General features: G+C 67.6%; 25 protein-coding genes and 1 pseudogene. 10 read left to right on the top strand and 16 right to left on the bottom strand.

Annotation, left to right across the window (positions count from 1 at the left end):
* The 3 genes from U870_RS0121640 to U870_RS23415 all read right to left on the bottom strand — a co-directional run.
* On the bottom strand, window positions 1-379 hold a 379-nt coding region (locus tag U870_RS0121640), incomplete at its 3' end, for a hypothetical protein (protein WP_025159437.1).
* A gap of 14 nt (window positions 380-393) precedes the next feature.
* Window positions 394-930, bottom strand: coding sequence for a S26 family signal peptidase (locus tag U870_RS22880; protein ID WP_162819238.1), 537 nt, complete (start codon window positions 928-930; stop codon window positions 394-396).
* 74 nt (window positions 931-1004) lie between these two features.
* The gene (locus tag U870_RS23415) at window positions 1005-1628 is read right to left on the bottom strand and encodes a hypothetical protein (RefSeq protein ID WP_025159435.1); all 624 of its coding nucleotides are present in this window, start codon (window positions 1626-1628) and stop codon (window positions 1005-1007) included.
* A gap of 328 nt (window positions 1629-1956) precedes the next feature.
* Between U870_RS23415 and U870_RS0121620 the strand changes: the two genes are divergently transcribed.
* The 3 genes from U870_RS0121620 (at window position 1957) to U870_RS0121600 (ending at window position 5716) form a co-directional block, all read left to right on the top strand.
* Complete coding sequence (locus U870_RS0121620) at window positions 1957-2670, top strand: ATP-binding protein (RefSeq protein ID WP_025159434.1); 714 nt, start codon at window positions 1957-1959, stop codon at window positions 2668-2670.
* Window positions 2671-3454: 784 nt separating this feature from the next.
* Window positions 3455-4537, top strand: a complete 1083-nt coding sequence (locus U870_RS0121610) for a LuxR family transcriptional regulator (protein ID WP_025159432.1) — start codon at window positions 3455-3457, stop codon at window positions 4535-4537.
* A gap of 918 nt (window positions 4538-5455) precedes the next feature.
* Window positions 5456-5716, top strand: coding sequence for a hypothetical protein (locus U870_RS0121600; RefSeq protein ID WP_025159431.1), 261 nt, complete (start codon window positions 5456-5458; stop codon window positions 5714-5716).
* Window positions 5717-5992: 276 nt separating this feature from the next.
* On the opposite strand, the gene U870_RS0121595 is transcribed toward U870_RS0121600, so the two are convergent.
* Genes U870_RS0121595 through U870_RS0121575 form a run of 4 tightly spaced genes read right to left on the bottom strand, consistent with a single transcriptional unit; the run spans window position 5993 to window position 11232 of the window.
* Entirely contained in the window at window positions 5993-6610 is a 618-nt protein-coding gene (locus tag U870_RS0121595; protein WP_025159430.1) for a nucleoside/nucleotide kinase family protein, read from the bottom strand.
* Window positions 6607-8940 carry a glycoside hydrolase family 2 protein gene (locus U870_RS0121590; RefSeq protein WP_025159429.1) on the bottom strand — a complete coding sequence of 778 codons (2334 nt, stop codon included), beginning with the start codon at window positions 8938-8940 and terminating at the stop codon, window positions 6607-6609. The genes U870_RS0121595 and U870_RS0121590 overlap by 4 nt, the downstream gene beginning before the upstream one ends.
* On the bottom strand, window positions 8925-10184 hold the full coding sequence (locus U870_RS0121585) for an AGE family epimerase/isomerase (protein WP_025159428.1): 1260 nt from the start codon (window positions 10182-10184) through the stop codon (window positions 8925-8927). The genes U870_RS0121590 and U870_RS0121585 overlap by 16 nt, the downstream gene beginning before the upstream one ends.
* A gap of 7 nt (window positions 10185-10191) precedes the next feature.
* On the bottom strand, window positions 10192-11232 hold the full coding sequence (locus tag U870_RS0121575) for a LacI family DNA-binding transcriptional regulator (RefSeq protein ID WP_025159427.1): 1041 nt from the start codon (window positions 11230-11232) through the stop codon (window positions 10192-10194).
* 105 nt (window positions 11233-11337) lie between these two features.
* On the opposite strand from U870_RS0121575, the gene U870_RS0121570 reads away from it, so the two are divergent.
* The 5 genes from U870_RS0121570 (at window position 11338) to U870_RS0121550 (ending at window position 18330) form a co-directional block, all read left to right on the top strand.
* On the top strand, window positions 11338-13989 hold the full coding sequence (locus tag U870_RS0121570; RefSeq protein ID WP_162819237.1) for an alpha-L-rhamnosidase: 2652 nt from the start codon (window positions 11338-11340) through the stop codon (window positions 13987-13989).
* Window positions 13986-14927 carry a carbohydrate ABC transporter permease gene (locus U870_RS0121565; RefSeq protein ID WP_025159425.1) on the top strand — a complete coding sequence of 314 codons (942 nt, stop codon included), beginning with the start codon at window positions 13986-13988 and terminating at the stop codon, window positions 14925-14927. The genes U870_RS0121570 and U870_RS0121565 overlap by 4 nt, the downstream gene beginning before the upstream one ends.
* A 1-nt stretch (window position 14928) precedes the next feature.
* Window positions 14929-15756 (top strand): carbohydrate ABC transporter permease, encoded by an 828-nt coding sequence (locus tag U870_RS0121560; protein WP_025159424.1) that lies wholly within the window; start codon window positions 14929-14931, stop codon window positions 15754-15756.
* A gap of 31 nt (window positions 15757-15787) precedes the next feature.
* Complete coding sequence (locus U870_RS0121555) at window positions 15788-17068, top strand: ABC transporter substrate-binding protein (RefSeq protein ID WP_025159423.1); 1281 nt, start codon at window positions 15788-15790, stop codon at window positions 17066-17068.
* A gap of 149 nt (window positions 17069-17217) precedes the next feature.
* Window positions 17218-18330, top strand: a complete 1113-nt coding sequence (locus U870_RS0121550; RefSeq protein ID WP_025159422.1) for a glycosyl hydrolase family 28-related protein — start codon at window positions 17218-17220, stop codon at window positions 18328-18330.
* 95 nt (window positions 18331-18425) lie between these two features.
* On the opposite strand, the gene U870_RS24970 is transcribed toward U870_RS0121550, so the two are convergent.
* Window positions 18426-18650 carry a helix-turn-helix domain-containing protein gene (locus tag U870_RS24970; RefSeq protein ID WP_275886610.1) on the bottom strand — a complete coding sequence of 75 codons (225 nt, stop codon included), beginning with the start codon at window positions 18648-18650 and terminating at the stop codon, window positions 18426-18428.
* Between the two features lie 233 nt (window positions 18651-18883).
* Here U870_RS24970 and U870_RS24965 point away from each other — a divergent pair.
* Window positions 18884-19078, top strand: a pseudogene (locus U870_RS24965) (IS30 family transposase); the annotation flags it as partial.
* Between the two features lie 155 nt (window positions 19079-19233).
* On the opposite strand, the gene U870_RS0121545 reads toward U870_RS24965, so the two are convergent.
* Both U870_RS0121545 and U870_RS0121540 read right to left on the bottom strand, forming a co-directional pair.
* A complete protein-coding gene (locus U870_RS0121545) occupies window positions 19234-19908 on the bottom strand; it encodes a gluconokinase (protein WP_025159421.1) in 675 nt (224 codons plus the stop codon).
* Window positions 19905-21317, bottom strand: coding sequence for a GntP family permease (locus U870_RS0121540; RefSeq protein ID WP_025159420.1), 1413 nt, complete (start codon window positions 21315-21317; stop codon window positions 19905-19907). Before U870_RS0121540 ends, U870_RS0121545 begins: the two co-directional genes overlap by 4 nt.
* Before the next feature lie 140 nt (window positions 21318-21457).
* Here U870_RS0121540 and U870_RS0121535 point away from each other — a divergent pair, with 140 nt between their 5' ends.
* Window positions 21458-22153 carry a FadR/GntR family transcriptional regulator gene (locus U870_RS0121535; RefSeq protein WP_025159419.1) on the top strand — a complete coding sequence of 232 codons (696 nt, stop codon included), beginning with the start codon at window positions 21458-21460 and terminating at the stop codon, window positions 22151-22153.
* Window positions 22154-22815: 662 nt separating this feature from the next.
* Here U870_RS0121535 and U870_RS0121530 read toward each other — a convergent pair.
* The 6 genes from U870_RS0121530 to U870_RS0121505 all read right to left on the bottom strand — a co-directional run.
* On the bottom strand, window positions 22816-22986 hold the full coding sequence (locus U870_RS0121530; protein ID WP_025159418.1) for a CsbD family protein: 171 nt from the start codon (window positions 22984-22986) through the stop codon (window positions 22816-22818).
* A 36-nt stretch (window positions 22987-23022) separates the two neighbouring features.
* The gene (locus tag U870_RS0121525) at window positions 23023-23652 is read right to left on the bottom strand and encodes a hypothetical protein (RefSeq protein WP_025159417.1); all 630 of its coding nucleotides are present in this window, start codon (window positions 23650-23652) and stop codon (window positions 23023-23025) included.
* On the bottom strand, window positions 23649-24221 hold the full coding sequence (locus U870_RS0121520) for a DUF6286 domain-containing protein (protein WP_025159416.1): 573 nt from the start codon (window positions 24219-24221) through the stop codon (window positions 23649-23651). Before U870_RS0121520 ends, U870_RS0121525 begins: the two co-directional genes overlap by 4 nt.
* On the bottom strand, window positions 24218-24535 hold the full coding sequence (locus U870_RS0121515; protein WP_025159415.1) for a hypothetical protein: 318 nt from the start codon (window positions 24533-24535) through the stop codon (window positions 24218-24220). The genes U870_RS0121520 and U870_RS0121515 overlap by 4 nt, the downstream gene beginning before the upstream one ends.
* Window positions 24532-24723, bottom strand: a complete 192-nt coding sequence (locus U870_RS0121510; protein WP_025159414.1) for a hypothetical protein — start codon at window positions 24721-24723, stop codon at window positions 24532-24534. The genes U870_RS0121515 and U870_RS0121510 overlap by 4 nt, the downstream gene beginning before the upstream one ends.
* The coding region (locus U870_RS0121505; protein WP_025159413.1) for an Asp23/Gls24 family envelope stress response protein at window positions 24720-24966 on the bottom strand (247 nt) is incomplete at its 5' end. The genes U870_RS0121510 and U870_RS0121505, both read right to left, overlap by 4 nt.

Here is a 24966-nt window from a genome sequence, read left to right as displayed (position 1 = left end):
TCGTGCTGAGTCCGTCGGCTAGGTGCGCGGGAGCCATCCACTCGGTGGATCCGGGCGCGCAGGCGTGGTTGATCCAGCGAACCGGGCAGGCGAGGACCTCGAGCGTCATGCCTCGCGCCCGGGCGGGTTCGCTGACGAGAGCGATTCCCGCGTGCAGGTCTCCGGTGACCTGCTGTAGAGGCTCGACGCCGATCTGCCAGCCGGCGGCTTCTCCCGGCCGGAGAGAGGACATGGTGGGACTGATCACCGAGGTGAGCTTCAGCGGTCCGGAGTGGATGACGTGCTCTGAATAGTCGGGTGTGTCCGCAATGGCGGTCTGCGCGGGAAGGACGAGGGCAAGTCCGATTGTCGCGGACAAGAGGTGCGCGACGGTGCGCATGTGACGGTTCCCGCTCAGCATGATGCATGCTCGGCGGTATGCCGTCCGACTGCGGCGGTGCGCGGGAGGAAGGCTCGCACGAGCAAGCCGACGACTGCGATGCCGAGGGCGATGAGCGCGCGCGGGTCCGAGAGGATCGTGAACACGGCCGCTCCGCCGGGCACCGAGAAGAAGATGCGTCGGACCTCCGTCACCCGGTAGTCGGAGGGATCGACCGAACGGTTGCCGTCTCCTTTGAGAACGAGCGCACGGGCCCGGTCGTCGCCCTCTACGGGCGACACCGTGACGACACGGTGCGAGATCGGCTTCTTGCCCGCCTGGTCTACGGTGACGACATCGCCGACCCGGACGTCACTGGCCGGGATCCTGATGGAGAGCGCCGCAGAACCCTGAGGGATGCTGGGGCTCATCGAGTTGGTGGAAAAGAGCACGATGGAGACTCCGAAGAAGAGCGAGAGGGCGAAGGACAGGACGCTGAGGAGGCCGATCGCGGCGATGACCCAGGTCAGCACATCGAGGGCTCGGCTGAAGACTCGTCTGGTGGTTGCCATGGCAGTGATTTCCGTTCGGGAAGGGCATGGTGCGGACCGGGGGGGCATTGCCACCGGTCCGCACCCGTCGCCGGCTACTGCGCGGTGAAGGTGAAGTCCACGCTCGTCGCCGTGTCCTGCGCCGCAGTGTCGGGCACGTTGACCGCGACGCACAGGTTCGTCGCGGCGCCGGGGGCGCTCGCGGTCGCCGGGGCGAGGTCGAAGGTCTTGGCCAGCGGCCCGCCGAGGGCGACCTTCTCGCCGATCACGGACCGGACACCGGCGGACGCGCTGGTGATGCCGGCGTGGCAGTCGCTCAGGTCGTCGACGCCGTACACCGAGTAGGTGAGGCCGTTGAGCTCACCGCTCGTGAGCTCGGTCTTCACCCTGATCCGGGTGTTGGAGGTGGTGCCCTCCGTCGTGCGGATGGCGTAAGGCGCGGCGACCGTGTCGTTGCCGGCCAGCGTCGTCAGGTTCACATCGCCCCAGTTCAGGCTGAGTGTCTCGTCGACGCTGGAGTGATACGCGAAGGTCGTGCCGTCGGCGCTCCCCTCGATCGCGCCCTGCGCGCTCTGGACGCCGGTCTTGAACTGACCGTTCACGTACTCGGTGATCGTCCAGGTCGCGAGCGTGGCCACGGTGGCGATGCCGAGCACGGCGGTGGTCGCGAGCAGGGCGGACGCCTTGCGGGAACGGCGGGGGGTGGGTGTTGAGGTCATAGCTTTCCTTCGTGATTGCGTCAGGGATGGCCGTGCTTTCTGAGCGTCCGCTCAGCGTTCTCGGCATCACCATGTTCTCCGTCCGGCTGGTCCCGACCTGCTTGTTCCACGGCGCTACGCGCTTGACGACGGAGGGATACGTAGCGTCCTGAGTGGGATACGTACTCATCCGCCGTAGTCGGAGCACTGGTGCACGGATGCATATGTATTACCCGCTCGATGGTCCCCCGAAACCTCCCGATCGGCTGAGGTGGAGGTGGAAACGCGCCTGGTCGACCGCCGCATTGCGGCGGAGCGCCGGCGACAGCGATATCTTTGGAGTGTCCGAATGGCCCGAAAGCGAGAACTGCCCGTGATCGGTCGTGAGAGAGAGCTTGCCACCGCCTTCGACCTGGTGAGCGCAGGGATGAGCGTCGACGTCGTCGGTGGACGGGGTAGCGGGCGCAGCGCGTTCCTCGCGGCCCTGCGCGCCCGGCTGGAAGGGGAAGACTGGACGGTGGTAGCGGTGCGCGGCATCGCGTCGTTGCGCACCCATGCCTCCGGTGCATTGCACCTGGCCGGGATCGGCGAGCCCTCTCCGCGCGGCATGGCGGCGAGCCTCCCAGACGCCGCCCTCGCGCTGACCGAGGCCAGCCGACGGCGTCGCTCGGTGCTGTTCGTCGACGACTGGGACGATCTCGACGAGTCGTTCTGGGGCGTGATCGAGTCGGTGCGTCGCACCACGCGGGTCGCGACCGTGCTGACGCGGCTGCGCGGCCTGCGTGTCAGACACACCCCGAGCGGGCTGACCGCCTCCAGCCTGGAGCCCGGCTACCTGATCGAGCTCGGCCCGCTCGGCTTCGACGAGCTCGAGCGCATCGTCACCGACTATCTCGGCGGCCCGGTTGAGGCCGACACGATGAGCAGTGTCTTCGGGCGGTCCGGAGGCAGCACAGGGCTGGCGTGTGCCCTGGTCGACGCCTGCCGCCGGGAGGGGAAGCTGGTGCGCGACGCCCCGGCGAGGGCTGGGTCGCGACCGGGGTGCTGTGGAGCGCCGGGCTGAGCTCCGTGCTCGAAGCCCACCTGGAGTCCCTGGAGAGCCCGGCGCGCGACGCGCTCGAGGTGATCGCCCTCATGGGTCTGACGACGGTGGACACCGTCCGCAAGCTCGTCGACTGGCCGACGCTTGAGCTGCTGGAGGAGCGCGGCCTGCTTGTCCTCGTGCCCTCGGGGGCGGATCAGCTGGCGACCGTCGTCCCGCCCCTGCTGGCGGAGTACTTCCGCCACGAGCCGATCAGCTCCCGCCGAACCCGGTTGACCGAGCGGATCTCACATCGCCTAGCCGAGGGCGAGCAGCCCCCGGCGCTGCTCGCCGCCCCGAGCCTCAGGATCAACGACCCGCGGGAACAGGACGCCGTCTTCGTCCGGCTGGTCCGCGAGCAGGCGCGCACCGCACTGCTGGTGGCCAGGGCCGACTGGACACGCGACCACTCGCCGCGGGCGGCGGCGCGATATGTGAGCGCGCTCTGGCAGGTGACGGGCGAAGTCGAGCAGGTCTCCGAGGTATTCGCTCAGAACGATCTGGCCGGCGCTCCGGCGGAAGAGGCGGCCGAGTTCGTGGTCTCGCGGGGAACCTGGCTCGCCTATGTCGAGCACGACGTCGACGGGATGCGGAGCTTCTTCGCAGAACTGCGCCCGCAGCTCGGAGAGTACGGGCGGCTGCTCGACGCGGCGGAGGTGCGCGTGCTCACCAACGTACGGGGCATCCGGAGAACTACGCGGCGCTGCTGGAGCTCACCGACGACCTTCCGAGCAGGATCCGCGTCCCGCTGCTCCAGAGCCAACTCATGGTCCTCACCGCCCTCGGCCGCTTCTCCGACGCCCGGGATGTGCTCGCCCGGCTCGAGGAGCTCCCCCGCTCCGAGGCGACCGTCATGCCGAGGGCGCTCGGGGCGCTCGCGCTGGTCGGCCTCGGCGAGCTGGACCGGGCCGTGGCAGAGCTCAACCGGGGCCTGGACGAGGCGCGCAACACTCTCGACATCGAGGCCGCCTTCACCTACGGGACCGGGGCGATCCTGTGTCACCTGTTCGCGGGCGACCACCTCGCGGTCGATCGCATCCTCGACACTCTGATGGCGACCGGCAACCCCCTGCCCTTCCTCCCAACGGTCCGGCTGACGATGCTGAGCGTCGCCGCCGTGGTCTCGTTGCGTCGCGGCTCGGTGGATCTGGGCGAGCGCTACATCCAGGAACTGGAGGCCCAGGGGCTTCCCGACGGCGCGTTTCCCGCCCAGTCCCTGTCGTGGGCCCGCGCACAGCTGCTCTCGTTCAACGGCGACATCGACGGCGCGGCCGCCGTGCTCCGGGAAGCCTCGGCGAGGCTGTGGGAGCGCGGCGCGCGTTTCGCCGCCGTGCTAGGGCTGCTCGGCGCCGCCGAGCTGACCCCGACCGCGCAGCGGCTCGCCGAGCTCACGCCGCTCGCAGAGCGGATCGAGGGACCGTTCGTGCCCGCCTATCTCGCCTACGTGCGCGCGCTCGTCTCCCACAGCGCCGGCGAGATGCTCGAACCCTTCCAGCTTACCAGCCGGGTCGGGCTGAACGGTGTGGCGATCAGCGCCCTGCGCAACGCTGCCGGCTGGTTCGCGGAAGCCGACGACAGTGAAGGGGCCGCCCAGGCGCAGCGTCTGGAGGAGGAGTTTCGAGAACGGCGGCGGCTGCGCTCGGTCGACACCGCACGGTTCACCACGGGGAGTGCCGTGCTCACCGACCGCAAGCACGAGGTCGCCGAGCTCGCCGCGGCGGGCCTGAGCAATCAGGAGATCGCCTCCCGACTGGTGCTGAGCGTGCGGACGGTCGAGACCCACATGCACCGGATCATGCGCAAGCTCGACATCGGCAGCAGGCAGGAACTCAAGCACTACCTGGGCTGAGATGGCGCCCGGCTGAGGTTATGAGAGGTTGGGGAGTGAGGGCGTGTCTGCTATCGGTAGATCCAAGCGATGGCGGCTTGGATAAGGACGACAGCGGGGTGGACGATGTCGTGTCTGTCGTCTGCGCAATCTTCGGGGCGGTAATCGCCGCGTTCGGATGACGCCGTCCGCGGGGCGCCTGAGATTAGGGGTATTCAATTGATCAAAGGGAAAGTTGCTTCACTTATTTGAGACGCCGTCCCCGTACGGCGACGGTTCGGCGAGCCGCCGTATCGCGGCGTCCTGTCGGCGTCTGGCCGACCGGGCGCGCTGACCCGCGAAAGCATCGGCGATCGAGAGCACTGCCGACCGGACCGGCCCGCGGCCGGTGGCCGCTGAGCTCATCGGCGCCCGGCCGTCTCCGAGGGCGCCCCAGCGAGGACAACCTGAATGTCCGCAGGAGTGCCGCGGCGATACTTGTTCCGCCCCGGAACTCCTCCAGTCGCGGCGGCCGGCGCGGGAGTCCGTCCCGATCCGTGTCCCTGTGCTGACTTCCCCGTAGCGAAGTCACGAATGGCAATTGGTCGCCGCCGAGATCTACGCATTCCTCGCTACGGAACTACGTATCGGCGCTACGGGCCCGCGCGCGCTCCGCCCGGTGACCGCCACCGGCTCAGCGGATCGTCCGGCGTCTCCACGTTACCGGCGGCACGGTCCCGCCGCCCACGAGCAGCATGCCGAGCGCGGGCGCAGCGGCCGAGACAGCCGACCCGGTCCTCGCGAGCGGCGGGATGGCGACCTCGTGGTCGTCATCACCACCGTCGATGAGCGGAGCCGACCGGGTCACTGGGGGGCGGTGGTGGCGGTGTTCGTCAGCGACCGGCCGCCACGACCGTGTAGGTCGCGCTACATTCGATCCGCCCCTCCAGGGACACCGGCGTGATCCGCCACGACGCTCAGCGAGGTGACGAGTTCGCCGACGCGGTCGAGCGTCGTCACCGCCGAGCGCTGCGCCGCGGTGACCGGTGCCTGTGCGGCGTCGACCGGGGGAGTGCCGGCACCTACGACGGCGAGGCGCTTGCGCTCGGCCCATGCGCCGGCCGCGGTGTGCGGGCGCCCGTCGACGACCTTGCCGCAGTACAGCGGGTACGGGCCACGCTCACCTTCACGGGCCTTCGGCTTGTTGGTGAGGAGAGCTGATCGAGCTCATCTGATGGCAGCTACGACCGAAAGGACTTGTCCTCGTCAGCACGGCTGGCCTCTTCGTGCGCCTGGACGCCTATGCCTGGGTGCATTGCCCATTGCCCTTTCCGTTGTCCGGCCTCGTCCCCCTTCTCGGTGGGCCGTCCTGGTCGGTCTATGGACCCGCTGCTCGCATCGACACTAGATTGCTTAGGCTCTCCTTCAATCTTTGCCGTGCGTGGCTCGGACACAGTTCACGCGGCGAAACGAATAGGACGGCGGAAACTTGTCCTTTCACCCTCCGTGGATGATGAGGTGCGCTGCCGCCGATGTGGCATCGATTAGGCGGGCATTGCGTTCATCGACATCGCGGACCCAGAGTTCGGCGTCGTCGTGGGTGCGGCCGAATCGGACGTGCCGCTGGACGAGTCGGTCGTGTCGAAGCGCTGGAGGGATCCGCAGGAACCAGGCTTCATCTAGCCATCGTGATACCCCTCGCCATCCGTCGTGGTCGACGAGGAGGTAGTTGCCTTCGACGATGATGATGTCGTGGTTTGGAGTGACGGAGACTCCGGCCGCGATCGGTTCTTCGATCGTGCGATGGAAGACGGGGCCGTAGGTGATCCGCTCGGGATGCTCGACGATGCGACTCAGCAAGGAGACCAGCCCGTCGGCGTCGAATGTGTCGGGCGCGCCCTTGCGTTCGAGCCGCCCAAGCGCAGTGAGGATCTCTTGGGAGAGGTGGAAGCCGTCCATCGGCACGAGAGCGGCCCGGGGGCCGAGCAGGCCAACGATGGCTTCGGCGAGAGTCGACTTGCCGGCGCCTGGCGAGCCGGTCAGCCCGATCACGACGCGCCCGCCTGCTGACGCCGCGAGCCCGCGGGCGCGATCGGCCAGTTGATCAGGGGTCATCGCCAGGAATCCTCTGGTGCGAATGTCGGTGCCAGGGCCGCGATCTCGGGAAGATACACGTCGCGGTACCGTTCGATCGCGAGAAGCGGGGCTCCTTCGATGTAGTGGTTCCCGCCGACCGCGGAGCCGTGCTGGGTGACCGCAGTCCATTCGAACAGATGGCAATCGCCGCGTGATCGCAAGGGCAATGCTGCGACGTCGAGACTGGTGTGCGGGCTGATGCGCGACACTCCGCCCGCGGTGACACCGCCGGAGGCGACGGATCGGGCCCTCCAGGTCACCTCTGCCTCATCATTCCCGTCGTTCACAAGAACGAGACTGCGCTGCCAGCCGCGGGCCTCCGACGCGATCATGCAGATCGGCTGCTGGGCCCGGGCGATGTAGTGGAAGGCGAGCTTCCGCACCCCGTAGTAGTCGACGACCGCGTCGGATATCTGCGGCCAGCTGTCCAGCAGATTCCACCAGATGACCCCCCACCGGCGCCCTCGTGCGAGGCGGGTCTGCTCGATGAAGAACTTCTTGGCCTCTGCCTGGCAGATCTGGGATGCGAGGACGATCTCGGCGAGTTCGTCCTGACGGTGGTCGACATACAGTGCGGCCTGGTCGATGAGGAGTTGGTTGCGGCTGTAGTACCAGTTGGGGTGCTCGCGGTGGTGGCTCTCGTGGAGGCGCCACACCGGGTCCGTCGCTATCTCGGCCGGTGCGATCGACGGGAGGAAGCGATCGAGCGAGCGGAGCGCGGGCATGCCGTGGTAGCCGATCTCGCTCACGAACTCGGCAGGCGAATCCGTGTAGAACGGCTCTTTGAACCACGCGCGCGCACCCCAGAGATGCTGCTCGGGAACATCATGCCTCTCGGCTGGATCGCTGGAGAGGGTGGGTGACGACGGAACGTACGGCGTACGCCAATCGTGCAGCCGCACGATCTCTGGGAGGACGGAACGCGTGATCGCGTCCGTCCACGGATCGATGCCGTCGTCCGCGTAGCTGTCGTCCGTCTCGTTCGAGCCGCACCACAGCAGGAGCGAGGCGTGATTGCGAAGACGCCTCACCACGCTCTCCGCCTCCCGGCGCACCGAACTCAGGAAGGGCTCCGTCTGGGGGTACCGCGCGCACGTGAACGCGAAATCCTGCCAGACCAAGATGCCGTGCGCATCGCACCAGTCGAAGAACGCATCGCTCTCGTAGAGGTTTCCGCCCCACGAGCGGACGGCGTTGCAGTTCGATTCGTCCAGGAGGGTCAGCGCGAGATCGAGTCGATCGCCGTCGCGTGCATGGATGGCGTCCAGCGCCACCCAGTTGGTCCCGAGCACGACGACGGGCTCGCCGTTCACACTCACACGGAACCGTCCGCCGGCATCGGCCGGCTTTGAATCCAGTTCTATCCGGCGAAGTCCCCAGCGGGTCGAGTGCCGATCCGTCTCGACATCGTCGACGACGAGGACGATCTCGACATCGTAGAGCTCGGGCCGCCCATACCCGCGGGGCATCCAGCGCTCCGGATCGGCGATGTCGAAGACCAGATGGCCGGCGACAAACGTGGGATGCGCCGTCGCCTCGAACCGCTTGTCCGACGAGGCGTGCACGCCGAGGATCTCGATCCGCACATCACGGGAGCGTGGCGCGGAGGACAGCTCGTACTGGAACTCGACGGACGCGGAACCCGCGTCAAGCGAGCGGGTGACGAGATACCAGTCGGTGATGCGCTCCGTGGGTCGCTCGATCAGCTGAACGCCGCGGAAGATTCCCGCCGACACCAGTCGGGGCGCGATGTCCCAGCCGTACATGTGCGGAGGCTTGCGGATCCAGAGCGACTCCATCGAGTCCCAGATCTGGGTGAGCTGGGCAGGGTACTCGAAGCCTTCGGCCGCATGAAGGGGCGAGGTCAGATGCACGACGAGCTCGTTCGTCCCGTGGCGCAACGCCGCAGCCGTCGGGAGTTCATGGGCGATCATCATGTTGTCGGCCGTTCCGACCAGCACATCGTTGAGCAGGACCTCCGCGATGGTGTCCAGCCCGTCGAAGAGCAGGGACGTCCTGGACAGATCCCAATCGCCGGGCACGGCGAAGGTCCTGCGGTACCACCAGTCCCCATACTCGAGCGCCCACGTCTCGCGAAGGCTTTCGCCTTCGAACGGGTCGGGCAGCAACCCGGATCGCATGAGATCCAGTTCGATCGAGCCGGGCACGACGGCGGGGATCGTGCGATAGTTGGGGTCCTCACGCGGTTCGACCTGGGCGGGACGGTCGACGTGTGACGCGAAACGCAGCTCCCATCCGTCCCCATCGAGCGCCAGGTGTCGGGACGTGGTTCCTATGCGAGCGACCACGCGGGCCTTCCTCTCCTGATGTTCTTGTCGTCTTCGGCCGAGCGCTGCAGGCGTTCGGAGAGTCCGGGAGCTATCGGCAGCTCCGGGACGAGCAGTGCGCCCAGCGCGTGGTAAGCGTCGGGCTTACCTTTCCAGGTCCGAGCGATGGGGCGGTTCTCCTCATCGAGCTCGTGATGCCAGCTCCCGTGCTCGCGATCGCGGAGATAGGCCTCCGCATAGTCCGAGAAAGCCGCACGATCGTCGTCTTCGACGGACCGGCCGAAAGCCTGAGCCTGCGTTGCCGCGGCCGCGAGGCCCTCGAGGGCGACCCAGTGGGGGCGTGTGCGGACGACCGGGTTCCCTGCCCAGTCGACCGTGTAGACGAACCCGGGGCGCCCGTCCGCGTGCCAACCGACTCGCTTCGCTGTCTCGTACAGCCCGCGAGAGGCATCCGGCAACCAGGGGATCGCCGTCTCCGAGTGGAGTTCGAGGAGGAGCCTGCTCCATTCGAGCAGGTGTCCGACCGTCACGCCGTACGGCCGGAACTCGTCTCCCGGACTCTCACGGTTGTAATCGAGCAGGGGCACCCACTCCTCGGTGAAATGCTCGGGGAGCATCCACCCGTGCGAGCGGGCGATGCCGTCGATGAGACGCGTGGCGATGCGCGTGGCCCGCTCGAACCAGACGGGGTCGCCTGTCTCGGCGCCGATCGCGCAGAAGGCCTCGACGCCGTGCATGTTCGCGTTCGCGCCGCGGTAGGAAGCAGCGCGTGAGAAGCCGGCGTCCCATTCGTCGATGAGCACCCCTTCCTGCTCCGACCAGAATCGTTCTGCCAAGTCGGCGCGGGTCGCCGCGGCGAGGGCAGGCGCCCCGGGAACATCCACGCGAGCCGCAGCAGATGCCGCCAAGGCTGCGAACGAGGCCAGATAGGCGCTCTTCGGGCCGTCCGGGTGGGCGGGGTCGAGGATCGTCCCTCCGTGTAGGTGATCACGGAGCAGGGTACTCAATGCCGCCACGCCGTGCGCTGCGAGGTCGTCCGAACCCGGGACGCCCAGCTGGTGGGCTATCGAGAACGTGAAGGTCATCCGCGCCGTCTGGAGGGGATGGGCAGGCGATGCCGGAGCCAGGTCACCCCGGGCATCGAGCTCTCCGAAGCCGCCGTCCGACCGGCGTGCGGCCGCGGCGAAGCGTGTCAGATCGACGAGCTCGGACCATGCGGCGGGCGACAGCCTCGCGGGCTTGCTGAGGAACGGGCGGTTGCTCATCCCGCGTTCAGGCCCGTCGAGCGAGGGAGAGGAGCTGGTCGAGTGGAGTGCGCACGATCAGCTTCGTCGGGATGATCTCGGTGGCGGCTGCATCCTGGTCCCCGCCCATCCGCGCGAGCGCGATCTCGGCGGCTCGGCGGCCCATCGCCTCCGGATCGGTGGCGACCACGCTCACATCGAGCAGTTCCGCGGCATCGGAGTCGTCGAATCCAACGAGGGACAGCGGCGTACCGGTCTCGCGTAGGGTCCTCAGAGCGCCGAGCGTGCTGAGGTTGTTCAGCGCGAGGACGGCGGTAGGAGGCTGGGGGAGCGCGAGCAGCTCGCGCATCGCCGCAGCGGCGAGGGCAGGAGTGTGCGCGCCTTCGTGCACGAGGACGCCCGACTCTGCTCGGCCGTGTGCTCGCAGTGCTTCGCGGACCCCGTTCAGCCGCTCGCGCGCCGTCCAGGCCTGCGGGTAGTCGGCAAGCACGGCGATGCGCTCGTGACCGGCGCCGACAAGCGACTCGATGGCGCCACGGGCGGCCTCGTAGTCGTCCCCGATCACGACATCGACGGCGAGGTCGATGGGTGGACGGTCGACGAAGACGATGGGAGTGCCGATGGAGGCCTCGAACTGCAGGTATCGATGGTTGTCCGATGCGGGCACGACGAGAAGGGCTTGAGCGCGACGTTCGACGAACGAACGGACGAGATCGCGCTCGCGCTGAGCGTCTTCGCCGGTCGATCCGATGATCAGCTCGAGCCCGCGGGCTTGGGTGGCGACTTCGACCGCCGCTGCCAGACGGGAGAAGTAGGGATTGGAGATGTCTGCGACGATAAGCCCGACCGCGTTGGACTTGCCGCCCGAACGCAGTTCCTTGGCCAATCCGTTCGGGCGGAAGCGGAGCTTGATCGCGGCCTGCTCGACTCGTTCCCGAGCGTCTGCGGAGACGCCCAGGTGACCGTTGAGGGCGCGTGAGGCCGTCTTGGCGCTAACGCCGGCGAGGGCCGCGACATCGCTGAGGGTCGAGCGCTCCGGCGGCGATGCCGGAGCCGAGTAGTCGGTCACGTAAAGTCCTTCGAGTCGGTCGGTGAAACACGATAGTAATCGATAGACACGCGTTGTCAACATGGTGATCTTCGGTCATTACCTTGCTTTTTGCCGCGAACGACTGTGCTGCAAAAGTCGCAGTTGACATCGATTACCATTGCTGTCTATCGTTCACTCCAATGCCGGATCGCGGTGCTGGACGCCCGCGAGATCGAAGGACTGTCGATGATGCCACCCACCTCCGCTCTGTCGGTTTCCGCGCTGCGCGTGCAGGGCGAGACCGCGCCGGTCGGGTTGGACGACGAGCATCCGACTTTCACTTGGATCGTCGCCGGGTCCGCGGATTTCCCCGCTACGACGCTCGCCCTGTGGGCCGTCGGCGCCGGCGGTGAGGAACTGGTCTGGACGAATCAGCTGCCGGAAGGAGCTGCCCCGGTAGGGCGCCACGACGGTGACCCCCTTCGCCCGCTCACCCGCTACCGATGGTCGGTGACGATTCGCGCGGGCAAGATGACGGCGTGGGCATCCGATGTGTTCACGACCGGACCCGCGAACAGCTGGGCGGGTGCGGGATGGCTCGCCGCTCCTCCTGTTGCAGCGACCCATCCGCGAGGGGCGACTCCTGTGCCCGAGTTGGCCACGGAATTCGAGGTCGACGTAACTCCGCAGCTCGCATTGCTCCTCGTGGCCGCCGGGGGCTACGCGCAGCCGTTCCTCGACGGGGAGCGCATAGACAGGCACGAGCTGTCGCCCGCCTTCTCCGACTACGACAAGCGCGTCCATTACGTGGTGCGCGATGTGACCGACCGACTCGTCCCGGGCTCGCACCGGCTGGCGCTTCGACTGGGCCGCGGCTTCTACGGGATGACGAACCCGTCACCCGCGCCGGCGTGGGAGTGGCATGCCGCAGCGTGGCATGAGGAACCGAGTGTGCGCGTCGCGCTGCACATCGTCGACGGCGAGGGTGGTCATCGGACCGTCGTCAGCGACGGGAGCTGGACCGCCCAGCGCACCGAGACGCTCTACGACGATCTGTACGCAGGCGAAGTGTGGGACGGTTCTGCGCGCTTCGCGGCCGGGCCGGCGCGACACGCCGCCGGGCCGCGCGGAGCATTACAGCGAGAGCGGATCGCGCCCATTCGCGTCACACGGACGATCGAGCCCGCGAGCGTCGTACGCCGGGCGGACGGCGAGGTCGTCCTCGATTTCGGCGAGGTCGTCGCCGGCCGGGTCCGTGTCCGCCTGCGCACGACCGGTCGGGTCGAGCTCACCATCGCTCACGGCGAGAAGCTCACGGACGAAGGCATACCGAACGTGGCAGATGGTGAGTCCTACTTCTCCGATGGATTCCAGACCGACAGATGCACGCTCGACGGGCCGGCGGCGTGGGCGCCGACCTTCACTTATCACGGCTTCCGATACGTCCGAATCGTCGGTTGGCCGGCGGCCGAGGACCTCGCGGGCGATGCCGTCGTCGCAGAGGTGCTTCACACCGACGTCGCGCGGATCGGTGCGTTCCACACCTCCGAGCCGATCCTGAACTCCCTCCACGACGCGGTGGTGCGAACCGTGGAGATCAATCTCCACGGACTCCCCACCGACACGCCGACCTACGAGAAGAACGGCTGGACCGGTGACGGGATGCTGGCGGCCGATCTCATGCTGCTCAACCTCGACACAGAGGTGCTCCTCGAGAAGTGGCTCGACGACGTAGCCGATTCGTGCGATGACGACGGCAGGCCGCAAGTGATCGCGCCGAGTCCAGGATGGGGGGATCGATACAAGCCCTCCCCGACCTGGCACTCAGACCTCGTACTCACGCCGTGGGCGCTCTACCGTCACCGCGGCAACCGGGCCGTCCTCGAACGTCACTACGACGCGATGCGGCGATACGTGCGGCACGAGTACGCGGAGAGTTCCGACGGCCTCGCCAATTCCGTCCTCAACGACTGGTGCTCGCCGGAGACCGGAGCGTGGGGAGGAGACGCCCCAGACGATCACAGAGTCTCGGGCACGGCCTACCTCTACACCATGCTCGTCACGCTCAACAGGATCGCTCGCGTGCTGGGTCGGAAGAAGGATGCCGAGGAGTTCCGGGCTGCCGGCGCGCATGTCGGCGCGGCCTTCAACGCGGAGTTCTTCGACGGTGCGGGCACGTATCGCGGGGTGGGCGACGACGGCTACCGGCAGACCCACAATGTGCTGGCGCTCGCTTTCGGTCTCGTTCCCCGGGATGCCGTCGGCCCCGTCGTCGCCGGTCTGGTCGCCGATATCCGCCGGCGCGACACGCATCTGGCCACCGGCGTCCTCGGAACCAAGCACATCCTCCCGACGCTCACGCGCCACGGACACGACGGACTGGCCCTCGAACTCGCGACGCAGACCACTTTCCCGAGCTGGGGCCACTGGATCGTGCAGGGCTCGACAACGTTGTGGGAGCACTGGAAGGACGCGTCGCGATCGCGCGCTCACTACATGTTCGGCACCTACGACGACTGGTTCTTCGAGCACATCCTCGGCGTGAGGCCGATCGAGCCCGGCTACCGCAGGTTCTGCGTCGAGCCGGCGCCGCTGCGGGCATTGGAGTCCGCCGACGGAGTGGTTCCGACCCCGTACGGCCCCATCAAGGTGGCATGGGCGCGACAGGGAGACCTGCGCAGGCTCCGCGTGCATGTCCCCACCGGATGTATCGCCGAGGTCGCGCAGGGATCCGGTGATCGCCGTCCCAACCTGGTCTTCCGTGGCGGAGTACATGAAGTGGAGATTGAAACATGACGCAGTTGTCCCTCGGGCCCCGGACCGTGACTGCACCGGAATTCGACGGTCCGGCGCCGACCCTCCGGCGCCCTCGGCGCCGTCACCAGGTTCCGTGGTGGTTCCTGATCCCCGCACTGGTGATCTACACGATCGTCGTCGTCGTGCCGGACCTCCAGGCGATGGTCTACGCGTTCACCAACTGGGACGGGTTGACCAGCCACTTCGACTTCGTCGGGTTCGCCAACTTCGTCGCCGCGTTCCGGAGCCCGTACGCGCTGTCGAGCCTGGTCAACACCCTCCTTCTGACGGCGGCGGTCACGGTCATCCAGCTCGTCGTGGGTCTGCTGCTCGCTCTCGCGTTGAACTCGCCGGTGCGATCGCGCAACGTGCTGCGCGCGGTCTTCTTCGCTCCGGTCGTGCTCACCTCCGTCGCCGTCGGCTACATTTGGAAGTACATGTACGCGCCGACCGGTGCGCTGAACCAGATCCTGGACTTCACCGGCCTCTCGGCGCTCAAGCACGACTGGCTCGGGGACCCCTCGGTCAACCTCTGGGCCATCGCCTTCCTCTGCGTGTGGCAGTCGGCCGGCTTCACGATGGTGATCTTCCTCGCGGGGCTTCAGGGGGTAGATAGCGATCTCATCGAGGCGGCGCATCTGGATGGCGCCGGGCCGTGGGCACGCTTCTGGTACGTCGTGCGTCCTCTGCTCGCGCCGGCGATCCTCGTCAACGCGGTGCTGTGCGTCTCCGGGGGGCTGAAGATCTTCGATCAGATCTACATCACCACGCAGGGTGGCCCAGCTCACACCACCGCCACGCTCGCCACCCTCACGTACACGGACGGGTTCGTCACCGGGGACTACTCGTTCGGGGTCACGCTGTCCGTCATCCTCACGGTCCTCGTGTCGGTGGTCACGATCGTTCAGTTCCGTCTCATGAACCGGAAGGAGCGCTGAGATGCTCAACCGCTACACCTGGCGCACAGGCGTCCTCGAGGGGGCGCTGTGGATCGTCGCGGCCGTCTTCTTCGCCGTCCCGCTCTACCTTCTGATCAACGTCGCGCTCACTCCGTCGACTGAACGCGGTTCCGGCTTCGCACTGCCCGACCGGATCGCCTGGGAGAACTTCAGCAACGCCTGGATCAACGGGAACCTTCCGCAGGCCTTCCTCACCAGCGTGATGATCGCGGCGGTGACGGTCGTCGTCGTGGTGGTGTTCTCCGCGATGGCCGCCTACCCCCTATCGCGTATCACTCGGACCTGGTCGACCACGGCGTTCGCGTACTTCGTCGCCGGCATCATCGTCCCCGGCGGGCTCGGCATGATCCCGCTCTACCTCCTCATGCGGGACGCGGGGCTGCTCGGCACCGTGCTGCCGCTGCTGATCATCTACGTGGGTGGCGGGATGTCTTTCAACATCCTGCTTTACACGATCTTCCTCCGTGCCCTGCCCCGGGAGTACGAGGAGGCGGCTCGCATCGACGGCGCGCGGCCGCTGCGCATCTTCTGGTCAGTCGTCTTCCCCTTGCTGCGCCCGGTCACCGGCACCATCGTCGTCTTGCAGCTGATCGGCGTCTACAACGACTTCTTCACACCACTGCTCTACCTCGGCGGCAGCGACTACACGACGATCCCGCTCGCCCTCAAGGACTTCTCCAGCCAGTACTTCACCGACTGGGGAGCCATCTTCGCCGGCCTGATCATGGCGATGGTTCCCGTCCTCGTCTTCTACCTCACCCTCCAGAAGCACGTCATCCGTGGCTTCGCAGGCGGCCTCAAAGGCTGAGACCGCCTTTCCCCGAAGAAAGGAAACTCGCATGAATCGCAGGAAGAGCCTGGCCGTCGGCATCGTCGCAGTCGCCGCCGCCCTCGCGTTGAGCGGCTGCGCCGTCTCCGGCGGCGGGAACACCGGCGGCAAGACGGTCCTCACGCTCGCCTGGCAGAGCGGCACCAACACGGCGAACGACAAGATCATCGCCAAGTTCGAGAAGGAAAACCCCGATGTCACGGTGAAGCTCACGACGGCTTCGGACGACGATCTCCAGAAGACGGTGCGCACCCAGCTGCTCGCCGGCACCGCGCCCGACCTCTTAATGGTGTGGCCGGGCTCCGCGAACGTCTTGTCGGTCGGGGTCCTCGGCCCCGAGGGATTCCTCGCCGGCCTGGACGACATCCCGTGGGCGTCGAAGGCCACCCAAGGAGCCCTGGAGGCGTCCCAGGCGGACGGTAAGACCTACATGGCCACGGCGGCGATCGACTCGAGCGGGGCGATCTACAACATGGACACGATGAAAGCGGTCGGGCTCAGCGTCCCGACCACCTGGAGCCAGGTCCTGCAGCTCTGCTCCGACGCGCGCGCGAAAGGCAAAGTCGCCTACGGTCTGGGCCTCCAGGAGGGATGGACCACGCGGCTGATCCCGAGCGCCATCGTCGCCAACGAGATCCCTGACGTCTCCGCGTTCAACAAGAGCCTCGCTGACGGCACGTTCGACTTCTCGACCTCGGCCGAGTGGAAGACCGCGCTCGAGAAGCAGAACGAGATGGTGTCGGCTGGGTGCTTCAACGACTCCCCGGTTGGCACGTCGATGGACAACGTCGTGCTCCCGGGCGTCGTCAAGGGCGACTTCCTCGGCACGGTGTCGGTGGGCGCGCACATCGGGGTCATGATGGACCCAAAGTCCGGCAACCCGAACGCGCACTTCCTGATGGAGCCCCTCCCCTCCAGCGAAGACGCGAGCGCGTCGCGTATCAACGTGCTGTACAACAACGGCATCGGCGTCAATGCCAAGTCGAAGCACCTGGAACTCGCCAAGAAGTTTGTCGAGCTTTGGAGCTCCCAGTGGGCGGTCAACCTGACCGCGACGGAGAAGAGCCTCGTCCCCAGCATCGCCAACGACGACTTCACCGCGCCCTCCGCACTCAGCCAGGTCGTGGAATTCACGGCGCACGGCAGGGTGGCCGGCGGTGACTGGACACCGGGCGCCAAGACCTTCAGCGCGATGACGGACGGAGTGCAGGGGATCCTCCTGGGCAAGACCACGATTCCGCAGGCACTCCAGGGAATGCAGACGGCATACCTCGACGGGCTGTCCAAGTGACAGCCGAAAGGCGACCCTCGCGTCGCACCGCAGTGGGAGCCGCCGCCACAGGCTTCCTGGGCGCGAGCCTCCTCTCCCTCGGAACAGGAGTGGCACCCGCGTCAGCCGGAACCGGAACCGGAAGTGGGAACTGGGCACGCTGCCTGAACGTGAAGGACCAGGGCGCCACGGGCGACGGCACGACGGACGACACTGCGAGCGTCGCAGCAGCGATCGCCGCCGTCGGTGCCGCGGGCGGGGGCATCGTGTTCTTCCCGCCAGGGACGTACGTCCGAAGCGCGTCGTGGGAACTGCCGGCGAACGTCTGGATTCAGGGCGCGGGACAAGGTGCGACGACGATCAAGGTGAAGGCAGGATCGACGAATGTCACCGCCTTCGGACTTGGCCAGGACGTAACCAACACGCGCATCAGCGATCTGACCATCGACGGGAACAAGGCTGCCCAGACAGCATCGGGTATCGGGATCGTCGGATGGCACAGCCACGACAACGCGATCGTGCGGGTCACTATCGTCAATCAAAACGGAATCGGCATCGGTCTCAGCGGGTGCTGGCACTGGACGGTGTCGGAGAGCCGGGTAGAGGGATCGGGTGACTACCAGCCCGGCGTCTGGTGCGACGTCGATACCGGCGTGGACCCCTTCAACCGCGGCTGTCATCGCTTCGAACGCATGGTGTGCTCCGGGAACGATCTCGACGGGATGATCTGCAACAGCCCCGGCTGCACAATCATAGACTCCGAGTTCGTGGACAACGGAGTGAACGTCCCCTCGGCAAGCGGCGCGCTCGGCGCAGGCGGGATCTACAACGACAACGCGACGCGGGGCACCACCGTCGTCAATTGCCGGATGTCAGGCAACACCGAGTTCGGGCTGAACATGGTCCTCACGCACTCCCTGATCCAAGGGAACCTGAGCGAGCGGAACGCTCTCTCCGGGTTGCATGTTCGCGCCGGCTCGGCGCACGTGACCTTCACCGGGAACGTCTGCCGGGACAACGGAACGGCCTCGTCGACCGTGTCCGCGTACAGCAACTCGGGGATTTCGTTCGACAACTCCGCGTCCGTGACGTTCACAGGCAATGAGTGCTCGGACGACGACACGAGCCCGACCCAGGAGTGGGGCATCCACGCCTTGGACTACACCGGAATCAGCCAGAACGTGCTCATCGTCGGGAACACGCTCTCGCCCAACAAGCTCGGGGCCGAGAACGTTTCGGGCAGCACCGCTCACACCACCAAGACGGTGCTGGGCAATCAGTAGATCGGCAGGCGCGCCGTCAAACCGGCGCGCCTGCCCCTCATGGACAGACGTCAGGCAGCCCGCCGCCGGCCGCTCCGACGCATGGCGGTCCCCTCCTACCGGCCTAGATACGGTGCGGGACTGTTCGTCAAGGGTGCGTGGGGTCCGGCGGTTCGGCGCCGCAGCTCCCGGCTCACCGTCGAGGGTGAGCGTCCGATCGCCCGAGCGATCTCCCGAACGCCATGGCAGGCGGCGCTCAGACAGGCGATCTCTTCCCGCTCCTGGAACGATAGCCCTCGAACGGCCTGCGGAGGTAGGGAAGCGGCGAACGGTTCCGGCATCACACCACCAACGTGCCGGAACCACCTCCATGCAACGGTCTTGGACACCCCCGCCGCGTGGGCGGCCTCGGCGACGACCATCCCCAAGCGGACCGCCGCCCAGAACTCTCGCTGCACCGCTACCGGAATCGCTGTTCTTCCCATCACGTAGCACATCGATCGAACCAGGTGTTGCGTTGACCGATTGAATCCCCCGATGGGCACCTAAAAAAATGGGTGTCCAACTTCTGGGGACCAGTTCACTACTGCGACAGTACTTTCCGAAGAGCACCGATCTCTCCGGATACCATCGCGAATATCTCGAGTCCGTCGCTGCGCAGCTCAATAGCCGCCCGCGCAAGCGCCTCGGATGGAAGACGCCAGGCGAAGCTCTCGACCGGCTACTCTCAGACGAGCAATACCCACCCCGTGTTGCGCTGACCGATTGAATCCACCCCGTGATGAAGTGCCTCTACCTCGTGACACGCTCGCTTGACCCCAAGGGCGAGGACGGGCGCGCTGGTTCACGAGGTGGAAGCCGGCGCTGAACGCCTTCGCGATCACCTTCGAAGGCCGCATCAACTAAATAAGCGCCAGACCAGATTCACCGTTCAACTGATAGACCCGCCGATTCACCCCGGTGGACCTGAAAAGTGCTCAGCTGCCGCACGCGGGTGGGCGGATCGTGCGAGATCAGCGCTGGTAGGACGAGGGAACTCGTCCGCGACGGATAGCGTTGATTAGTGGCATCCCGCCTTTGCTTCAAGGAGGCACCCGGCGAGTCAGAGGGCGGCGGCGGCCTGGGCGGTGATGGCGCGTCGGGAGGGGCCGCGATGTCGAGGGTGACGTGGTGCTCGTCGGGGGTGAGTGGCTCCAGGGCGGCGAGCTGGCTCTGCAGCATGCCTGCCTTCATGAAGTGGTGCTCGCGCGACGCGAGGCGCTCGGCCAGCAGCTCAGGGCTGCCGGTGAGGTGCACGAAGGTGACCTCGTCCCGGCGGAGCGTGTCGCGATAGCGACGGGCGAGCGCGGAGCACGCCACCACCACGGACCGGTTGGCGGCCAGCCGCTCGTCCATCCACGCCGCGATGGCGGCGAGCCAGGGCGCGCGGTCGTCATCGGTGAGCGGGATGCCCGCGCCCATGCGTTCGACGTTTGCAACGGGGTGCAGCGCATCCCCTTCCAGGAGGTCCCAGCCGAGCCGCTCGGCGAGCAGCGCCGCCACGGTTGATTTGCCGCACCCTGCGACGCCCATCACGACGACCGCACGCGCGGCGCTCATCCGAGACCGCCCACGGAGAGGCTGAGGATGAGCACGCCGGCCAGGCCCACGATCGAGACCAGGCACTCCAGCAGAGTCCAGCTCTTCAGGGTCTGCGGAATGCTGAGGCCGAGGTACTCCTTCACCAGCCAGAAACCGGCGTCGTTGACGTGCGAGAGGAACACCGACCCGGCGCCGATCGCGAGCACCATAAGCGAGATCATCGGCGTCGACAGGTGCTCGGTGAGCGGGAGCAGGATGCCGGCGGCCGTCACGGTCGCGACCGTCGCCGAGCCGGTCGCGACGCGGATGAGCGCGGCGACCGTCCAGGCGAGGAGGAGTACGACGATGCCGCTGGCACCGGTCGCCCACCCGGCGATAACCTGGCCGATGCCGGTGTCGACGAGCACCTGCTTGAAGCCGCCGCCCGCGCCGACGATGAAGATGATCCCCGCGATCGGCGGCAACGACGCGCTGAGGCTGTTCTGGATGGCCTTGCGGTCCATCTCGCCGCCAACGCCGAGCAGGAACAGCCCGGCGAGGACTGCGATCGTCAACGCGATGACGGGAGTGCCGAGGAAGTCGAGCGCGACCTTCCACACCGGCGCAGCGTTGGGTGACGCGATGTCAGCGACTGCCTTGGCGAGCATGAGCACGACCGGGAGCAGGATGCTGACGAGCGCCGCCGCGAACGACGGCCGGCGACGGATCTCGATGGCCTTCTCGTCGGCGACGAACAGGTCGGGGACGCCGACCGGAACCCAGCGGGCAGCGAGCTTGCTGAACAGAGGACCCGCGATCGCGATGGTCGGAATGGCGACGAGCACACCGAACGCGAGCGTCAAGCCGAGGTTCGCGCCGAGAGCGCCAATGGCGACGAGCGGGCCCGGGTGCGGCGGGACCAGGCCGTGCATGGCCGAGAGCCCGGCGATGGTGGGCAGCGCGACGCGCATTAACGGCAGGCCGGAGCGGCGCGTCACCAGGATGATGACCGGCATGAGCAGCACGAGTCCTACCTCGAAGAACATGGGGAGGCCGATGATGGCGCCGACCGCGCCCATCGTCCAGGGCAGCAATCGCGCGCTGGTGCGGGAGACCAGAGTGTCGACGATGCGATCGGCTCCGCCGGAATCGGCCAGCAACTTGCCGTACATCGCACCGAGGCCGATGAGCACGCCGACGCTGCCCATCGTATTGCCGAAGCCGGTGATGAAGCTGGCGACCACGGCGTCTGCCGCGATGCCGCCGACGATGCCGGCAACGAGCGTGCCAAGCAGCAGCGAGAGGAACGGGTGGAGCTTGAGCCAGGTGATGAGGACCACGATCACCGCGATGCCGGCGATGGCGGCGATGATCAGCTGGGCCTCTGGGGCGGTGGGATGGGCCGCCGGTGCGGCGGACGGGAGGCGCGAGAGCGTGAAGAGAAGCATGAACATCCTTGGTCGTGCGGATTGGGCAAGAACACTCTAGAAATAAATCAGATTTGTGTCTAGCTAGTCCGAGATAATACTGATTTTAAGCGATCGTTGCCCCCTTTGACCGGATGAGTCTCCTCCGCGGATAATGAACTGTGACCCAGCCAACGCCCGGCTCCCGCCATGAGCAGACGATCGCGTCGCTCGGCGCGCGGATTGTCGCGGGCGACATCCTCGTTGGCACTGTGCTGACGCCGGAGAGCCTCGGCATCTCGCGCACGGTTCTGCGCGAGGGCATCCGCGTGCTGGAGTCCCTCGGCCTCGTGCAGGCCCGCCGCCGCCGCGGGACGGTGGTCACGCCCGCGAGCACCTGGCAGGCGCTCGACCCGCGCGTGCTGGCCTGGCGTCTGGCCGGCCCCGACCGGCTCACCGCCCTCGGCGACCTCAGTGAGCTGCGGCTCGCGGTCGAGCCGGTCGCCGCTCGGCTAGCGAGCGCACGGGCGACCCCCGGGCAGTGCGGCGAGCTCACCGCGGCGATCGTGGGCATGGCGGCGACGCAGCGGTCGGCCGACCATGAGGAGTACCTGGCGCACGATCGCGACTTCCACCGCATCCTGCTGGAGGCGTCCGGCAACCCGACGTTCGTCGCTCTCAGCGGCGCAGTCGCCGAGGCGCTCAACGGCCGCACCGCCCACGACCTGATGCCGCACAACGCCACCCCGGAGGCGATCCGCCTGCACGAGGAGGTCGCCTCCGCGGTACGCGGGGGCGACGCGGCCAGAGCGGAGGCGGCGATGCGCGCCATCGTGGAGGAGGCGGACGCCGCCGTGCAGCGCGTCGCCCGGGCGTAGTGCTCTACGGACGCACTAGCCGCAGGCCCATCAAAGCCGCATCCTCGAGTTGGAAAACTTTGCGGGAATGATCATGTCCACTCATACCGCGAACGAGACCGAGACCCTCGCCGAGCGACTCCGAGCCCGCGGCTACTCTGCGGCTGCGATCAACGGCGATGTGGCCCAGGCCCAACGCGAGCGAACACTCGACCAGCACCAGATTTCTACCAAAATTCGCGCTACCGGAGATCTACCCCACGAGTGGCCTGTGTAGCTACGTGACGCCGTCCACAACGCCGGATCGCCTTGCGACACGATCTGTCGGCGCAACGGCGTCGTCCTCATCGCTGTCTGCGACGGCTGGAAACAGCTCCCCTAGGTGTGGTGTCCATGGAGGTTGTTGAGTCTGCTGATGGGCGGACAACCGATTGCTGAGTGGCGCCTGTGATGATTGTGGAGGTGCGCGGGGGGGCTGGAATCGTTTTGAGATCACAGCGAGAGCGATCCGGATCGCGGAGATCACGGCACGCACCCCGCTTAGCGAACTGAGAACCCACGAGACACACAGACAACCTTGGTACAATCGTAACCCGCAATCCCCGCAGCGTCTTGCAGTGCGCGCGAAAGCCGGTGTCAGCGGCGCGGGAGTGCCGCGCCGCTGACACTGTGTTTTTTCGCTGTTACTTGAAGGCGTCCTTCACGTCCTCGCCGGCGTTCTTGACCTTGGCGGCGGCCTGGTCGGCCTTGCCCTCGGCGATCTTCTTGTCGTCGTCGGTCAGCTTGCCGATGGCCTCCTCGGCCTTGCCTTTGAGGTCCTGGGCGGTGTTCTTGATCTTGTCGGCAGCGCTCATGGCTGTCTCCTTTCGGTGGGGTGTTTCCTCCGAGGCTCACGAGGGCCGGGCGGCGCTCGTGGACGTGTCGACCCGGACGGCCGAGCGGAGGCGGGTGCGGAACCCGCCGACTAGCTGGGCGAAGACCGGGATGGGGGTGCCGATGGCCGCGTGGAGGCGCTGGACGGCGTCGTCCAGGGCATCGGCGATCTGTCGGGGTGAGGCCCCGCGGCGGCAGCGGACCGTGACTTTCAGCGCGGGCGTGCGGCGCACCCGGTAGGCGCTCACCCCGACGCCCGCGACGCCGACCACCTTGCTCAGGCGGTCCTCCAGCAGCGCGACCGTCACGGCGGTATCGATCTCGGCGAAACCATCGTCGGTGCGGATCGTGGCGATCGTCGAGGTCGAGCCGTGGCCCTGGCGCAGGGCGAGGGCGATCAGCAGCAGCACCAACACGACGGACGCGGCCAGCGCGATCACCGCTGCACCGCTCACGGTGGTGCCCCGCCAGAGCGGAGCGCCGAACGCGCGGTCGGCGGTCATGACGATGTCGCCGGCAGTGATCGCCCACGTGTGGGCGACGGCCGGGGCCGCGAGGAGCAGGACCGCGGCTGCTGCGGCGGCGAGGGCGGCGAGTCCGACCAGGGCCAGCAGTATACGGTTCGAGGCGCGGTTGGTGTCGTTCATGATCCGACCTTTCCGGTGGGGGAGACGAGGACGCTGAGGCGGGGGCGTGTGCCGCTGCGGGTCTCGTCGAACTCTTCGGCGACCGCGTGACGGACCTCGTCGCGGTCGATGCGCATGCCGCTCACCGGCACGATGCGGACCACGCCCCTCCGCCGTGCGAGCGAGACCGTGGCCGCGTCGGGGGCGACGCCGGCTGTCCTGGCGGCCCGCCGGGCCAGCGCTGAGGCGAGCATCTCATCGTCGGCGACCACGGCGAGGTGCTCGGCCTCCAGGCGTCGCCGCGGGCGGCGGCCGGGGAGCACGGCGAGGGCGAGGAGCCAGAGGCCGGCGAGGCCGGCCACGACCGCGGTCGCGATCAGGACGACGTGGCCGGCCTGCGGTGCGGCCGCGACGGCGGTCAGTGCGGTGCGCGGCGCCAGGAGCAGCGGGCGCGCGCCCAGGAGGCTGAGCACGCCCTCCGCCGCCAGCCAGGCGACGACCACGATGAGCGCGATCGCGACCGCGACGGCCGCGGCCGAGCGCGGGGAGTGCGTCTCGCGGCGCACGATGCGCGCATCCACTCGACTCATTCCACTCTCCTCTTTGTCAGGACCGCGCCCGTAGCGCGGATGTCGACCCGCTCGACGGCGAGGCCGGTCAAGGATCCGAGCCGTGCCCGGATGTTCGACCCGGCGTCGCCTAGGCGGGCGGTCAGGGGCTCCGCGGTCTGCATCGCGAGTGACGGGAGCGCGATGGGGGACTTGACCGAGACGGCCAGGGAGCCGTGCTGATCTCGTACCCGGGCGGTGATGTCCCCGAAGGTGACGCCCAGTTCGTCCGCCGCCACCGCTCGGGCGAGATGCTCGAGGGCGACGGCGGTGAACCGGTCGCGGCCGGCGGTCACGACGAGGAGCGGCGGCCGCGCAGGGCGTCGGCAAGCCGGGCCAGGTCGACCTCGCCGCCCAGGATGCGGGCGACGAGCCAACCGACGAGCGTCGCGGCGGCGACGCCGACGAAGACCCAGAACCCGAAGGCGGCCCACACGATCGCGAGGCCGCCCCCGAGCAGGGCGCCGAACTTGGCGGTCGTCACTCGACTCGCGCCTCCTGCTCGGCGTCGTCGTCGCTCGGGACGTGGACGTCGTTGATGGTCACGTTGACCTCGGTGACCTCGAGGCCGACGATCCGCTCGATCGCCTGCACGATCGCGGCGCGCACGTCCGCGGCCACCTTCTGCAGGGCGACCGGGTACTCGGCCACGATGGTCACGTCGGCGGCGACCTGCTTCTCGCCGACCTCGACGCTGACGCCCTGACTTAGGGCGTGTCTGACAATG

The sequence above is a fragment of the Leifsonia aquatica H1aii genome (assembly GCF_000633535.1).
Classification (GTDB): domain Bacteria; phylum Actinomycetota; class Actinomycetes; order Actinomycetales; family Microbacteriaceae; genus Leifsonia; species Leifsonia aquatica_A.
This window is presented reverse-complemented; position numbering and strand designations above follow the sequence as displayed.

Coding starts and splice junctions, on each gene's coding strand:
- U870_RS22880 (WP_162819238.1), bottom strand. CDS start 930: ATGGCAACCACCAGACGAGTCTTCAGCCGAGCCCTCGATGTGCTGACC.
- U870_RS23415 (WP_025159435.1), bottom strand. CDS start 1,628: ATGACCTCAACACCCACCCCCCGCCGTTCCCGCAAGGCGTCCGCCCTG.
- U870_RS0121620 (WP_025159434.1), top strand. CDS start 1,957: ATGGCCCGAAAGCGAGAACTGCCCGTGATCGGTCGTGAGAGAGAGCTT.
- U870_RS0121610 (WP_025159432.1), top strand. CDS start 3,455: ATGGTCCTCACCGCCCTCGGCCGCTTCTCCGACGCCCGGGATGTGCTC.
- U870_RS0121595 (WP_025159430.1), bottom strand. CDS start 6,610: ATGACCCCTGATCAACTGGCCGATCGCGCCCGCGGGCTCGCGGCGTCA.
- U870_RS0121585 (WP_025159428.1), bottom strand. CDS start 10,184: ATGAGCAACCGCCCGTTCCTCAGCAAGCCCGCGAGGCTGTCGCCCGCC.
- U870_RS0121565 (WP_025159425.1), top strand. CDS start 13,986: ATGACGCAGTTGTCCCTCGGGCCCCGGACCGTGACTGCACCGGAATTC.
- U870_RS0121560 (WP_025159424.1), top strand. CDS start 14,929: ATGCTCAACCGCTACACCTGGCGCACAGGCGTCCTCGAGGGGGCGCTG.
- U870_RS0121555 (WP_025159423.1), top strand. CDS start 15,788: ATGAATCGCAGGAAGAGCCTGGCCGTCGGCATCGTCGCAGTCGCCGCC.
- U870_RS24970 (WP_275886610.1), bottom strand. CDS start 18,650: ATGCCGGAACCGTTCGCCGCTTCCCTACCTCCGCAGGCCGTTCGAGGG.
- U870_RS0121545 (WP_025159421.1), bottom strand. CDS start 19,908: ATGAGCGCCGCGCGTGCGGTCGTCGTGATGGGCGTCGCAGGGTGCGGC.
- U870_RS0121540 (WP_025159420.1), bottom strand. CDS start 21,317: ATGCTTCTCTTCACGCTCTCGCGCCTCCCGTCCGCCGCACCGGCGGCC.
- U870_RS0121530 (WP_025159418.1), bottom strand. CDS start 22,986: ATGAGCGCTGCCGACAAGATCAAGAACACCGCCCAGGACCTCAAAGGC.
- U870_RS0121525 (WP_025159417.1), bottom strand. CDS start 23,652: ATGAACGACACCAACCGCGCCTCGAACCGTATACTGCTGGCCCTGGTC.
- U870_RS0121520 (WP_025159416.1), bottom strand. CDS start 24,221: ATGAGTCGAGTGGATGCGCGCATCGTGCGCCGCGAGACGCACTCCCCG.